The 14,319-nt window shown below is 60.1% G+C and carries 13 protein-coding genes; all 13 read right to left on the bottom strand.

The window, feature by feature from the left end:
* Positions 1-18: 18 nt before the first annotated feature.
* Entirely contained in the window at positions 19-900 is an 882-nt protein-coding gene (gene rapZ / locus ABRP88_RS01945; RefSeq protein ID WP_284854031.1) for an RNase adapter RapZ, read from the bottom strand.
* A 44-nt stretch (positions 901-944) separates the two neighbouring features.
* Positions 945-3,014 carry an excinuclease ABC subunit UvrC gene (uvrC, locus tag ABRP88_RS01940; RefSeq protein WP_349835942.1) on the bottom strand — a complete coding sequence of 690 codons (2,070 nt, stop codon included), beginning with the start codon at positions 3,012-3,014 and terminating at the stop codon, positions 945-947.
* Positions 3,015-3,017: 3 nt separating this feature from the next.
* Positions 3,018-3,566: a PH domain-containing protein gene (locus tag ABRP88_RS01935; protein ID WP_349835941.1), complete on the bottom strand. Its 549-nt coding sequence runs from the start codon at positions 3,564-3,566 to the stop codon at positions 3,018-3,020.
* A 63-nt stretch (positions 3,567-3,629) separates the two neighbouring features.
* Positions 3,630-4,106 carry a 6,7-dimethyl-8-ribityllumazine synthase gene (gene ribH / locus ABRP88_RS01930; protein ID WP_284781989.1) on the bottom strand — a complete coding sequence of 159 codons (477 nt, stop codon included), beginning with the start codon at positions 4,104-4,106 and terminating at the stop codon, positions 3,630-3,632.
* Entirely contained in the window at positions 4,103-5,380 is a 1,278-nt protein-coding gene (locus ABRP88_RS01925) for a bifunctional 3,4-dihydroxy-2-butanone-4-phosphate synthase/GTP cyclohydrolase II (RefSeq protein ID WP_284864750.1), read from the bottom strand. The genes ribH and ABRP88_RS01925 overlap by 4 nt, the downstream gene beginning before the upstream one ends.
* A gap of 11 nt (positions 5,381-5,391) precedes the next feature.
* The gene (locus ABRP88_RS01920; RefSeq protein ID WP_284864751.1) at positions 5,392-6,006 is read right to left on the bottom strand and encodes a riboflavin synthase; all 615 of its coding nucleotides are present in this window, start codon (positions 6,004-6,006) and stop codon (positions 5,392-5,394) included.
* Positions 6,007-6,044: 38 nt separating this feature from the next.
* A complete protein-coding gene (ribD, locus tag ABRP88_RS01915) occupies positions 6,045-7,067 on the bottom strand; it encodes a bifunctional diaminohydroxyphosphoribosylaminopyrimidine deaminase/5-amino-6-(5-phosphoribosylamino)uracil reductase RibD (RefSeq protein ID WP_502879839.1) in 1,023 nt (340 codons plus the stop codon).
* 11 nt (positions 7,068-7,078) lie between these two features.
* On the bottom strand, positions 7,079-7,747 hold the full coding sequence (gene rpe, locus ABRP88_RS01910) for a ribulose-phosphate 3-epimerase (protein ID WP_349835937.1): 669 nt from the start codon (positions 7,745-7,747) through the stop codon (positions 7,079-7,081).
* Positions 7,748-7,757: 10 nt separating this feature from the next.
* Positions 7,758-9,383 carry an RsmB/NOP family class I SAM-dependent RNA methyltransferase gene (locus tag ABRP88_RS01905; RefSeq protein ID WP_502879837.1) on the bottom strand — a complete coding sequence of 542 codons (1,626 nt, stop codon included), beginning with the start codon at positions 9,381-9,383 and terminating at the stop codon, positions 7,758-7,760.
* Positions 9,380-10,321, bottom strand: a complete 942-nt coding sequence (gene fmt / locus ABRP88_RS01900) for a methionyl-tRNA formyltransferase (RefSeq protein WP_349835935.1) — start codon at positions 10,319-10,321, stop codon at positions 9,380-9,382. The genes ABRP88_RS01905 and fmt overlap by 4 nt, the downstream gene beginning before the upstream one ends.
* 75 nt (positions 10,322-10,396) lie before the next feature.
* Positions 10,397-10,912: a peptide deformylase gene (gene def, locus ABRP88_RS01895; RefSeq protein ID WP_284816847.1), complete on the bottom strand. Its 516-nt coding sequence runs from the start codon at positions 10,910-10,912 to the stop codon at positions 10,397-10,399.
* A gap of 52 nt (positions 10,913-10,964) precedes the next feature.
* Positions 10,965-12,995, bottom strand: a complete 2,031-nt coding sequence (locus ABRP88_RS01890; RefSeq protein WP_349835933.1) for a primosomal protein N' — start codon at positions 12,993-12,995, stop codon at positions 10,965-10,967.
* Positions 12,996-13,006: 11 nt separating this feature from the next.
* Positions 13,007-14,239, bottom strand: coding sequence for a methionine adenosyltransferase (gene metK / locus ABRP88_RS01885; protein ID WP_284796101.1), 1,233 nt, complete (start codon positions 14,237-14,239; stop codon positions 13,007-13,009).
* Positions 14,240-14,319: the final 80 nt, after the last annotated feature.

Here is a 14,319-nt window from a genome sequence, read left to right as displayed (position 1 = left end):
TTTTAATGCTCCTCAGCCCTAATTGCGGGCAATATCCCGGTGCAAAATGCTGACGTCAAGGGTGTCATTGGCGCGCAGGCGCTTGGCGATGTCCTCTGCTACCGCAACCGAGCGGTGATGCCCGCCCGTGCAGCCGACGCCCACGGTGATGAAGTTCTTTCCCTCGTGCCGGTATCCCTCCAGCATGGTAGAAAACATGGCGACAAAATTATCCACGAATTTCTGTGCGGCAGGCTGCGACAGGACATAATCCGCCACAGGCGCATCTGTACCGCGGCAGCCGCGCAGCTCCGGAATCCAGTAAGGATTGGGCAAAAAGCGCACGTCGACGACGATATCCGCATCGCGCGGGGAACCATTCTTAAAACCAAACGATTCCACCGTGACGTGCTGGTTGGTATTTTGAAATTCGCCAAACGCAGCTTCGATAGCTCGGCGCAAGTCATGAATCGAGAGGTTCGTGGAATCAATGATGATATCGGAGCGATCTCGAATTTCCGCCACCACTTGGCGTTCGCGTTGGATGCCCACCTTTAAGGTATCGTCGCCCTGCAAAGGGTGGGTGCGCCGCACGGAGTCGAAGCGACGGATGAGCACGTCATCGCGTGCATCGAGAAACAGAACGGTGGGTTTCATGCCCAATGCCGTTAGCTCATCGATGGTTTCCATGAGGGAACCCGGAAACATGCGAGACCGCACGTCCGTTACCGCGGCGACCTTTTCAACGGGTGTTTCTTCCTCGTTGCACAATTTCCACAGATCCACAATGGCGCGCGGCGGGATATTATGCGCCACATAGTAGCCCTTGTCCTCAAAAACCTTGGCGGCGGAGCTCAACCCGCCGCCGGACATGCCGGTAATCAAGATGGGCGGAGTGTCGAAGTGCGTCATGCCCACCAGTCTAGCGTTTTCGCGCTCTGGACTTCTGCCGGAAAGCTGCTTATTTACTGTGCGTCGTGCAACTTATCGTAGACAGTCTGGGCCAGTTTCGGCCCGAACCCGTTTACCTCGCAGATCTCATCCACCGTGGCCGCCTTGAGCTTTTTGACGGAGCCAAAATGCTTGACCAAATCCGTCCGGCGTTGCGGTCCAAGCCCCGGAATTGCATCGAGCGCCGAGGAGCGCATGCGCTTAGAGCGTTGTTGCCGGTGATAGGTAATGGCAAAGCGGTGCGCCTCATCGCGAATTTGCTGCAGCAAGAACAGCGCCTGGGAATTGCGCGGCAAAATCACCGGTTCATCATCCCCTGGCACCCAGATTTCCTCCAAGCGCTTGGCTAGCCCTACGAGGGTGACATCGACGATGCCCAGTTCATCAAAAACCTCTTGTGCCGCCGCCACCTGGGGCGCGCCGCCGTCCACGATGAATAACTGTGGAGGATAGGCAAAGCGGCGGCCTGCCTCGGCGGATTCTTCTGCCACCTTTTCTTCCGCGAAGGACGATTCTTCCTTTTCCTCGTCCGGGTTCGCCAATTTATCTTGGTTGTGGCGCTTAAACCGGCGACGCGTGATCTCCGCAATGGAGCCAACGTCATTGGAATGCCCGTCGCCGGCTGCTTCCTTGATGCGGTAGCGCCGGTAATCGGACTTCTTTGGGATGCCGTCTTCAAAAACCACCAGGGAGGCGACGACATCGGTGCCTTGGATATGCGAAATATCGGTGCACTCGATGCGCAGCGGTGCCTGGTCCATTCCCAAGGCATCCTGGATATCCTGCAGCGCCGCGGACCGCGCGGTAAGGTCACCGACGCGCTTGAGCTTATGCTGGCGCAGTTGCTCCTTGGCGTTCTTTTCCACGGTATCCATGAGCGAACGCTTATCGCCTCGTTGGGGTACGCGCAGATCAACGCGCGCGCCACGCAGCTCTTCCAAGAGGGAGACCACTTGATCGGATTCTTCCGGCATGGCTTGAACCAAAATCTCACGCGGTATGACGTGGACATGGCGCTGTTCCATGTGCGATTCCTGGTCCACGCCGCGCCGCTGCACATCAGCAGCTAAAGCCGCATCCTCACGAGCTTCTTGTTCTTCTCGCTCCACGGCATCGGAGTAAAACTGGATGAGGAAGTTTTGCACCAAGGCGGGCAGGGCCGGATCGGGTTGGCCCTCCTCTATGGGCTCAGAGGTTGCCTGGTCACCGGCGCGTTCAACGACCCAGCCGCGCTGGCCGCGGATCCTGCCGCCGCGTACGTGAAAGATTTGGACGGCGGCTTCCAACTCATCGGAATTAAACGCAATCAGATCGGCATCGGTGCCGTCGGCGAAGACAACCGCTTGCTGCTCCATGATCTTATCGATGGCCCCAAGATCATCGCGCAATCTAGCCGCACGCTCAAATTCGAGGTTTTCAGCGGCAGCCTCCATGTCTTTGACCAGCTTGCGCCTAACACCAGCCGTATTGCCATTCATGAATGAGACCAGCTCATTGACAGTCTCGCGGTGTTCTTCTTTGCTCACCCGTCCGATACAAGGTGCATCGCACTTGCCGATGTACCCCAAAAGGCACGGCCGCCCCAGCCGCTCATGCCGGTTATATACACCTTTAGAGCACGTGCGCATGGGGAAGACGCGGGTGAGCAGATCGAGGCTTTCGCGCACCGCCCACGCATGGGAATAGGGGCCAAAGTACCGCACTCCCTTGCGCCGGGGGCCGCGGTAGAAAAAGGCGCGCGGGACCACCTCTCCCACGGAGACGGCAAGCATGGGATACGTCTTGTCGTCGCGGTACATGACGTTAAAGTGCGGATCGAACCGCTTGATCCAGGTATATTCCAGCTGCAGCGCTTCAACTTCGCTGGCGACAACCGTCCATTCCACGGAGCTGGCGGTCAGCACCATCTGCCGCGTGCGCGGGTGCAGCTGCGTAATGTCTTGGAAATAATTAGACAGGCGCGCCCGCAGGTTTTTGGCCTTGCCTACGTAAATGACGCGCCGGTTCTCATCGCGGAACTTATAGACACCCGGCTCCGTCGGAATGGTTCCCGGGGCGGGGCGATAGGTTGTTGGATCTGCCAATGCTTAATCCTGCGGCATGTATTTGGCTTCCAGATCGCGGAAGTCACGGACTTTTGTGATCACGGTATCTTTATCGCCGGATTGCAATGCCCACACGGGCACGGCCTCAAATTCGGGCAGCTCAAGGCGGGCCATGCGCTGGCCGACGGGGAAAGACAGCCCGTAGACCACCTGCCACGAGTAAAAACGCGTGCCGATGATGTTGCGGACCTCTACCCCATCTTCATTGGCCTGCAGCCGCGGCCGGTTGAGAGCAATCCACGACAAGATGGAAATGACTACGCCGACACCGGGAAAGGCGAATTTGTCGATAGTGGTCACGTGCGCACCGGTAAAGGAAATATCGAGCGTAACACCCATAAAAATATGGATGGCCATGACAAGAATGACCCAACCGATGGCAATCTTGCGCAAGAACGGGGACTTGGCGCTATATTCCCACGGCTTCGACGTTGTCCGTGCGAAGGGATCCGCGCTGGTATAGGCCAATACCTCCGCATCGCTAAGGGTGCGGCGCGGCTGGGATTCATTCGAAGCTGCGGCCTCATTCATGTGCTTTACTCCTCTGGAAGTCCTGCCTGCCGGTCAATGGTCAGGATTTCGATTGGCCTTTTATTAATATTCTGCGTTTAGTCTACGCAATTGCAATGCGGTGTCTAAAGCCGCGATCATGGATTCTGCGCCCTTATTTTCCGCAGAGTCAGGGAAACCTGCGCGGTCGATGGCCTGCTGCTGGTCATTGACGGTCAAGACACCATTGCCAATCGGCGTCGATTCATCCAAGGAGATGCGCGTTAGGGCTTGGGTAACAGAATCGCAGACATAATCGAAGTGCGGAGTGCCGCCGCGGATGACGCAACCCAAGGCAACGACGGCATCGAATTTTCGCGCGGCTGCCTGAACAACCACGCCCAATTCTAGGGAACCAACGACCCGGAATTCTGCGACTTCTGCCCCATTTGCACGGGCAGTCTCCACTGCCTGCTGGTGCAGCTGATCGCAGACCTCTTCGTTCCAAGTCGCGGTCACGACCGCGACGCGGAGGCCGCGCGCATCTACCTGCGCGATAGTGGGTAATCCTTCTTTACTCATTTACCTAATTCTCCTTCGTGCTGCGCATCCCACTGTGCCACCTGCGGAAGATCGTGGCCCATGCGGTCGCGTTTGGTCCGCAGATACCGAATATTATCGGCGTTGGCAGCGATGGTAAGTGGGATATGTTGGCTGACTTCGATGCCGAATCCGGCGAGCCCTTCCCCCTTGTGCGGGTTATTGGTCAACAGTTGTGCCGATTCCACCCCAAGGTCCTTCAGGATCTGGCCCGCCACGGAATACTCCCGGGCATCTTCTGGCAGGCCTTGTTCCAAATTGGCGTCGACCGTATCCCAGCCCTCGTCCTGGAGCCGGTACGCCTGGAGCTTGTGCACCAATCCGATTCCGCGGCCTTCGTGGCCGCGCAGGTAAATTACTACCCCGCTGCCGGCTTCCTGCACCTTGCGCAGGGATTCTTGCAATTGAGGGCCACAGTCGCACCGGCGCGAGCCAAAGACATCGCCGGTAAGGCACTCAGAGTGCACGCGCACCACTATATCGCGGGCTCCGCGAAGCTGCGCGGGATCGCCGGCGATTAAGGCAATATGTTCTTGGCCGTCAAGGTCATGCCGGTAACCAATCGCGGTGAATTCGCCATACTCTGTGGGCAGGCGGGTTTCTACCGCGCGCTGGGTTTGCACCTCGTGGTGGCGGCGCCACTCAATAAGCTGCGCGATAGAGATCAGTGCGAGGCCATGCTTATCGGCAAAACGGCGCAGTTCCGGCCCGCGGGCCATATCCGTCAGGTCTTCTTCTGATACGACTTCACACAGCACGCCGGCGGGACGAAGGCCTGCAAGGCGTGCCAAATCGACGGCGGCTTCCGTGTGCCCATCGCGCTCTAATACCCCGCCGGGTCGCGCGCGCAGGGGGACCACGTGGCCTGGCCGGGTGAAGTCGCTGGACCGAGTCGAAGCATCAGCCAAGCGGCGGATGGTTTCTGCGCGGGAGGCCGCAGAAATTCCGGTAGAGCCCGTTGCCGCATCCACGGTGACCGTATAAGCGGTCTGGCGCACGTCCTGATTCTGCGCCATCATCGGCGGCAAATCGAGCCGCTGGCAATCTTCCGGCATTAATGAGGCGCAGACATATCCGGAGGAATACCGCACCATAAACGCGACCAGTTCCGGGGTTGCCAGCTCCGCGGCAAAGATTAGATCCCCTTCGTTTTCCCGTCCTTCATCATCCATGACGATGACCGGCTTGCCGGCGGCAATCTCCGCAATGGCGTGATCGATGGCATCAAAATGGATGCTCTCTTCAGTCGCGAACATAACCTAGCAGTCTAGTCCTTTGCTTGAGCACTTCCGGATTCGGGGTGAAGCATCTTTTCTACATACTTCGCCAGCACATCCACCTCGAGGTTTACGATATTGCCGGGCTGAGATTCTCCGTGCGTCGTCTCCCGCAAGGTGGTGGGAATAAGGGAGACCTCAAACCAGTCCTTACCTACGGCGCTGACCGTCAAAGACGTACCGTTGACCGCAATAGAGCCCTTTTCCACGACGTACTGGGTAAGCTCGCGGGGCAAGCTAAAGCGCAGCACGTCCCAGTGCTCCGAATGCTCGCGCGAGACCAACCGTGCCGTGCCATCGACATGGCCCTGCATAATGTGTCCACCCAGGCGCGTGGTGGGCAGTACTGCCGGCTCGACATTCACCCGCGCGCCTTCTTCCAGCTGGCCGAGTCCCGTCCGATCCAAGGATTCTCGCATCACATCGGCGCAGAAAATATCCCCATCCAATTCCGCGATGGTAAGGCACACGCCATTGATGGCAATGGAATCCCCTAGGTGCGCGTCACTCACCGTCTGCGGTGCGCGGATACTCAACCGCAGCGCATCCGCCTGCGGCTCTAGCGCGGCTACCGTGCCCTGTTCTTGTACTAGCCCTGTAAACAATGAAACCCCTTGTGCTCGTCTCTTAAGTATCTATTCTTTTAACGCTCGTTCCGCGCCTCGTATTCGATGAGGACATCGGGCCCAAGGCTGGTGGTGCGCACGGTGGTAAAACGTGGGGCATCGGCAAGCGTATGCGCCACCGCATTCGCCAGAACCCCGCGCCCCTGGCCTAACAGGATAGGGGCAATATACGCCGCGAGTGCATCCACGACACCGGCCTCGATGAAGCTCTGGGCCAGGCCCGCCCCGCCTTCAACCAAGACGTCGCGGGCGCCGCTGGCATAAAGCTCCTTCAGCGCGCCCTCGATGGTGTCATATTGTTCAAAACCCAGCCGCTGCAGGTGAGAAACCTTCTCACCCGCGGCCTGGAGATCGCGCTTGCCGATGACCACGCGGCGCGGCTGGTGCTCGCGCAAACTCCCATCGCTAAAGCGCGCGGTAAGCGAGGGGTTATCGGCAAGCGCGGTGCCCGTGCCAATGATGATGGCATCGCGCCGCGCCCTATCGACGTGGACCCACTCGCGGGCCTTAGGCCCGGTGATCCACTGGCTCGTGCCATCGGCGGCAGCGGTAAACCCATCCAAGGTCTGCGCAAATTTCAGGGTGACGTGCGGGCGCTGCAGCTTTACCGCGCGCAACCAGGCATACACCGCGTCTTCGACGCCATCCGGTGCGGTGAGCTCGCCCACCTCTACCCCGGCGGCGGCCAGGGCCTGCGCACCCCCGCCTGCTTGTGGCGTGGGATCGGCATGCAAGTAGTACACGCGGGCAATTCCGGCATCGATAAGCGCCGTGGCGCAGGGACCAGTCCTGCCCGTATGCGCGCAGGGCTCCAAGGTAACCACGGCCGTACCGCCGCGTGCCTTCTCGCCGGCCGCGCGCAGCGCCATGACTTCCGCGTGGGCGCCACCCACCGGCTGGGTCGCACCAATGCCCGCAACGGCGCCGGTAGCAGACAAAATCACCGCACCTACCGGCGGATTGGGGCTCGTGGTACCGCGCACCGCCGCACCGGCCTGCATGGCCTGAACCAAAGCTCCGGACACGTTGGTTTCATCCATCGCGCCGGCCATTATGAACGCGCCGCAAGCGCGCGCAGTTCTTCCACCGCCCGCGCTGGATCATCGCTTTTGAATACGGCCGATCCCGCCACGAAGGAATCGCATCCGGCCTCGGCTGCCAAGGCAATGGTATCCGGATCGATGCCGCCGTCGATCTCGATGATGGTATCGAGATTCTGCTGGTCAATGCTCTCGCGCAGGGCGCGGACCTTATCCAGCATATCGGGCATGAATTTCTGGCCGCCAAAACCTGGCTCTACGGACATGACCAGCACCTCATCGAAGTGGTGCAACTTGTCTAGCCACGGCTCAATGGGCGTATCCGGTTTGATGGAAAAGGCCGCACGCGCACCCAGGTCCCGGATCTTGTGGGCCAAATCCACCGCGGCTACCTCATCGTCTACCGCCTCCACGTGGAAAATGACGGTGGTGGCACCGGCCTTGATGTAGGTCTCCACCCATTTCGCCGGCTCCTCAATCATCAGGTGCACGTCAAGCGGCTTATCCGTGGACTTTCTCACCGTGGCCGTAATATCCGGGCCAAAGGAAAGGTTGGGGACAAAGTGGCCGTCCATGATGTCTACATGGATCCAATCAGCGTTGGAAATGGCCTCTAGTTGTTCACCCAACCGCGCGAAGTCAGCAGCCAAAATTGACGGAGAAATAAGTGGTGCAGGCATACCGTTAATTCTAGCTCCCTTCCTCATCGCCGCGCCGCAATACCGCCATGAACATGGCATCGGTGCCGTGGCGGTGCGGCCACATTTGGACAGATTTTTCTTTGCCCACATTGCCCATATCTGGGATAAATTCCCGCGCATCTAGCTCCTGTGCACCCAGCTTTTCTACCGCCTGGTCCACGATGGCGCGGGTTTCGCGCAGGTCCGGCGAACACGTGGAATACACCACGACCCCGCCCGGCCGCACGAGCTTGAGAGCAGAGGACAACAACTCGAATTGCAGTGTCGAAAGCTCGGCAATATCGGCTTCAGATTTCCGCCAGCGTGCCTCTGGGCGGCGCCGCAAAGCGCCCAGCCCCGAACACGGCGCGTCCACCAAGATGCGATCGAATCCCGAGCCGACTTGCGGGTCGCGGCCATCGGCCACGTGGACGGTCACCGGCAACCCCTGCACCGTCTTTTCAATCAGTTTTGCGCGGTGCGGCGATACCTCCACGGCATCAACGTGCGCGGACTCGATGCGCGCCAAGGCCCCCATCAGGGCCGCCTTGCCGCCCGGGCCCGCGCACAGGTCGAGCCAGCGGCCCTGGTCGGTACCGCTGACGGGCACCTCGCAGACCGCACGGGCGATAAGCTGTGAGCCTTCATCTTGTACCGCGGCCATTCCCTGCTGGACCGGTTCCAATTGGCCTGGATCCCCGGAATCCATATACACCGCGTAGGGCGAATAGGTACCTTCTTCGTTTCCGGTAATCAGCGCCAATTCCTCGGCGGAAATTTCGCCTGGACGCGCCACCAGGTGCACGCTCGGGCGCTCGGAATCCGCTTCTAAGGCAGCGGGCAATTCTTCGGGGCCGACAACGCGGGCAAAAGACTCCGCGATCCACGTCGGGTGGGCATGCCTAAAGGCCAGGCCTGCAATCTCGCCTTCTGGGGCCAGCCGCTTGAGCCACTCATTCGGCGGTGTGCGGGTAATGGTGCGCAAGATGCCATTGGCGAATCCCTTCGCTTTTTCTTCCCCTCCTGCCACAACGAGCCGGACGGAGGTATCTACCGCCGCGTGGGGTTCCACGCGCGTATACAGCACCTGGTAGGTGCCCAGGCGCAGGGCATCGATGACCACCGGCGAGATTGACTCAAGCTCGCGCGAAGAACACCGCGCGATCACCGCATCGAGCACACCCAAGGTGCGCAGGGTGCCATAGGTAATCTCCGTGGCAAATGCGGCATCGCGGCCGGAGAGTTTCTGCTTGCGCAGCGCCTTGGGCAAGACGAGGTTGGCAAACGCATCTTCTTCGCTTACCCGGCGCACCACTTCGAAGGCGACGGCGCGGGCCGGATCCACGCCCTGGTCGATGGCGGCCTGCACCAGTGATTTCCCCGCGCCTGTGTTCTTTGCGCCCGCATTCCGATTGCCTCGGTTACCTCGGTCATCGCGATTGCCACGGTTGCGCTGGTCCTGCATGCCGCGACCACGCTGGGCGGATCCACGTTGGGAGGGCCCACGCTGGCCTTGGCCGCGCTGCGCACTGCCACGCTGCGCATTACCGCGTTGGGGCGCGCCGTTCTTGCCGTGTTGTTTAGCCTCCGGCGCCTTGTCGCCGGACTTACTGCGGGAGCGGAATCCACCAGTCACTGGAACCTCACCTCTGCGTTCTTTCCTAATCCACGCGCCCAATCGGCCGCATTCATCATCTTTTTGCCCGGTGGCTGAATCCTATCCAGCTGCACCGGCTGCGTCGCGGTCCCGATATACACCGCGTCCTTGTTAATCAGCGCCTCGCCAGGCGCTAGGTGCTTGTCGATGCCCTCGGTAACGCGAACCGGGCCGACCTTGAGGCGGGAATCGTCAAGCAGCGTCCATGCGCCCGGGCCCGGGGTGTGGGCGCGGATATGCCGGTCAATGGCAAAGGCTGGCTGCGCCCAGTCGATGCGCGCTGCCGCGGTAGAGATTTTCGGCGCATAGGTGGCCTCTCCTTTTTGGGCCTGCGGCTCCAGCGTGCCGGCCTCGAGCCCATCCATGGTGGCTACCAGGAGATCTGCCCCGGAATACGCGAGCCGGGTGAGCAGATCGTCTGCGGTATCCGTCCCAGTGATGCCTTCTGTGACCGTGCCGAATACCGGGCCCGTATCCAGGCCTTCTTCGATCCGGAAGGTGGATGCGCCGGTAATATCATCGCCTGCCGCGATAGCCGCTTGTACCGGTGCCGCGCCACGCCAGGCGGGAAGGAGGGAAAAGTGCAGGTTGACCCAACCATGGCGCGCGACATCCAAGAGATCCTTGCTAATGAGATTGCCATAGGCCACCACCGGGATGGCCTCTGGCTGCAGCTCGGCCAAGCGCTGGCGCAGGTTATCGCCATCTTCCGTGCCAGGCCGCAGCGTGGATGGGGTCAGCACCTCGATGCCGTGCTCTTGCGCCAGCGCCTTTACCGGGCTCGGGTGAAGGCTGCGGCCCCTGCCTTTCTTCGCATCGGGCCGGGTGATGACCGCTACCACTTCATGGCTGGAGGCAAGCAATTTCTCCAATGCCACCACCGCCGGCTCTGGGGTGCCGGCAAAAATAATCCGCATACTGGATGAGTCTCCTCAGGGTCTCGGGTGAAAATTCTAGGGTACAACGACCCCGCCTGCGTTGCCGAAGCTCGCCTAGCCCGCGGTATTAAACCAATCGGCTTCGCGGATGGTACGCATGGCGGCCTTGCGGTCGTCGTCACCAAGCCGGCGCAGGAATAACACCCCGTCAAGGTGATCGGTTTCATGCTGAATGCACCGCGCCAAAAGGCCGGAGGCCACCATTCCCACCGGCCTGCCTTCTACTTCGCGCCCAGAGACAAATACCCGATTGTGCCGCGGCGTATCGGCGCGAATCCCAGGAATGGATAGGCAGCCTTCCAGGCCAGCCTGCATGTCTTCTCCCAAAGGCGTCCACACGGGGTTAATCAGAGCCCCGCGCAACCCGGTCTGCGTATACGAGCAGTCATAGACAAAGATGCGCTTGAGTATGCCCACTTGATTCGCCGCCAGCCCTACCCCACCGGCGGCATCCATGGTCTCCAGCATGTTTTGTGCCAGCGTGCGAAGACCAGAGTCAAAGGTAGTAATCTCTTCTGCCCGCGTACTTAGTACGGGATCCCCGTAGAGCCTGATGTCTAATTCCGCCACTGAATCTTCCCTTTCTCATGTACTGCCTATTCGCCTAAGTTTATGCGCACTTCTAACCCACGTGAATGGGATCGACCATGATGCGTAGTGGCAATTCATCCTTCCGGGCGCTGCGCGCCGCATTAGCCTTGCGCAATGCGCGCCCAAGCTGCGATCGCGGCCCCAGCGGGGCGCGAACCACCAAGCGTTGTGGTGGGCCAAAGCGGTCCGCATCGTATTCCCCGGGAAGGCTGTCCCCTGGCGGGAGCGGAACCGGGCCTAAGACCTCGGCGTGCTCTGGCAGGTCCACCAATTGCTCGAAGGAATCCAAAGCGGCGTCCGCCCCGTCAATGGCGGCGAAGTGCACGGCTGGTGGAAAGCGCACCTCGCGCCGGGCACGCAATTCTTCTGCAGCGGCCGCGACCATGTCCCAGCTCATGAAGTGGCGCACGACGGGAAGTTCCGGATCCGCGGCGATGATGACGCGCCCGCCCTTGAAATGCGGCCTGACCATGGTAGCTGCCTGCGCCCATTTGGCCAGGCAGTCCTCGGTGGCGCGCAAATCCTGCCAATTCAATAAGGTGCCTGCATCCAATAAGAGGGCAGCGCCATAGGCGCCGCCTTTCACCCGCGGCTCAGCGCCCGGGGTAGCAATCACTAATGCAGGGGCATTCTCAATTGAGCCCACAACCTTATTGCCGCCGGAGACCACAACGGATGTATTGGGAAAGGCCCGCCCCAATTCCTCCGCGGTGCGTTCAGAGCCTAAAACGATGGCGCGCAGCCGCGGCGAACCGCACTCAGTACAGCGGTGATTGGTGGCAATGCGCCCGCACCAACGGCAGGTAGGCATGACCGCCTCCTCGCTTGAGCGCTCGGAGCTCGGAGGCAACCCCAATGGCCCGTTGCAGTGGCGGCACCGCGCAGGAGAATGGCACTTTCCACAAGCCAAAATAGGCGCATACCCCTTGCGCGGGACCTGCACAAGCACCGGTTCACCGCGGTCGAGGGCCTGCTGCGCTGCCTGAAAGGCCGGCGCTTGTACAGAGGTGGTACCGCCCTCCAAATCCCGGGAAATGGACAGCCCGTAGGCACCAATGGCCAAAATATCGGGCCGGCGTGCCTCTATGGTTGAGCTACTCGGCACGAGGTCGTGTGCCCACCCAGAGTCCACCAATAATTGAGTTTCTGCCGTGCGCGAATGGTTGGCCGCAATGAAGCTGCAATTTTCGAATGCAGAGCGGGTAGTTAGCACTTCTCGGGCGTGGACGTAGGGCTTGATATTGTCTACCAAGTTATCGTTGCCGTCATCAAAAATAACGGCCAGCTGCAGGTTCTCCACGGGAGTAAAAGCCGCCGAGCGCGTACCAATGACTATTCGCGCCTGGCCCACCAAGGCCGAAAGGTACCGGCGATAACGCGCCTGCGGGCCCATACTATTGGTAAGCACCGTGATTTGTTTCGGCCCGACGACAGCGCGCAGGGCGTTTTCCAAGGAGTCGATTACCTTTTGGTCTGGGACGACGATAAGGACACCTCCCCCGCCCAAGGCGACCTTGGCAGCTAAGGCCGCGAGTGCATCTTCCCATTCATCGCCGGGAGCGATTTGCCATGCGGCGCGGGCTAATTTCCCGCTCAAGATGGAATCAACAAATGTTTCACCATGCTGATAGGCAGACCACCCTGATAAATCGGGCTCGCTGGCTGCGCCGAGGTCTTCCCACGGGGTATCCAAATCCGCTTCTTCCGCCTTTGCATGCCGCGGTGGAATGGCAGAGCGAATGATATCGGAGCAGATTCCGCCATAGCGATCCGCAAGGGCTTCTACCAGCTGGGACAGCTGCGGTGGGTAGACCTGAAATGGCGAGATGACTCGCTCAATAAAGCGCAGCTGCCCACCGAAGTCGGAATCATGCTTGCGCTCGACGATGATCGCATCCACCAGGCGCCCATTGAACCGAATGCGTACCTTCACCCCGGCTTGGGCGCTGTCAGATTCGGCCTCATCTACCAGGTAATCAAATCCCCGATCGAGGTGGGCAACCCCTAAAAGAGGCAACACCCGCGCGACCGGTTTCCGGGCGGCGGGTGTTTTCTTAGGCATAAGCCCACATTCTACAGACCAGCGGCAGCGCGCAATTCCTCCACGCGGTCCAACTGCTCCCAAGGCAGGTCAACGTCGGTGCGACCGAAGTGACCGTAGGCGGCGGTCTGGCCGTAAATAGGACGCAGCAGATCCAATTCGCGGATGATGGCGGCTGGGCGAAGGTCGAAGACCTTATTAACGGCAGCCTGGATGTGCTCATCGGTCAGGTTCTGCTTCGCGGTGCCGAAGGTCTCGACGTATAGGCCGACCGGCTTGGCGCGACCGATGGCATAGGCCACCTGCACCTCTGCGCGGTCTGCCAGGCCTGCGGCGACGATATTCTTAGCCACCCAACGCATGGCGTAGGCCGCAGAGCGGTCCACCTTGCTGGGGTCCTTGCCGGAGAAAGCACCGCCGCCGTGGCGGGCCATGCCACCGTAGGTATCCACGATGATCTTGCGCCCGGTAAGGCCTGCATCACCCATCGGGCCACCCAAAATGAAGGAGCCGGAAGGGTTGACCAAGAGGTTGGTGTCCTCGGTGTAGTACTTATCAAGGCCTGCGTCCTTGATAACCCATTCCAACACCTCGCTGCGCAGGTGGGTTTCTAGCCACTGACTATCTACCTCAGGATCGTGCTGGGTAGAAATAACGACCGTATCCAGGTGAGACGGCTCATTGTTCTCGGTATATGCGAAGGTCACCTGGGTCTTGCCATCCGGGCGCAGGTGGTCCACAATACCCTCTTTGCGCACCTGGGTCAGGCGGCGGGACAGGCGGTGCGCCAAGGCGATGGGCAATGGCATGTACTCCGCGGTTTCATTCGAAGCATAACCAAACATCAGGCCCTGGTCGCCGGCGCCGGCGGTGTCATTTTCTTCGTCATAATCCGCGCCCTGATCGCGTGCCTCGGTGGAGGTATCCACGCCAGCACCGATTTCCTGCGACTGCTCGCCGATGGCGATATTAACGCCACAGGTATTGCCATCGAAGCCCACATCGGAAGAGGTAAAGCCGATGGACTTCAGGGTCTCGCGCACGAGAGCCGGGATTTCCACGTAGGCATTGGTGCGAACTTCGCCCACGACGTGTACTTGGCCGGTGGTGACCAGGGTTTCCACGGCGACGCGGGACTCCGGATCCTTATCTAAAAGCGCATCCAAGATGGCATCCGAGATGGCGTCACAAATCTTGTCTGGGTGCCCCTCAGTAACGGACTCGCTTGTAAAAAGACGAGCTTCCACTGCAGCGTTATCAGTCACAAAAACTTCCTTTGATTATTACGTATTCGATACCGAGGCATTCTGCCCCTACCAATCATATGGCCACCCTAGACCAAGCG

The sequence above is a fragment of the Corynebacterium sp. KPL2734 genome, assembly GCF_040225595.1.
Classification (GTDB): Bacteria; Actinomycetota; Actinomycetes; order Mycobacteriales; family Mycobacteriaceae; genus Corynebacterium; species Corynebacterium rhinophilum.
Note: the sequence above shows the minus strand (reverse complement) of the source record. Positions and strands in the feature narration are given on the sequence as shown.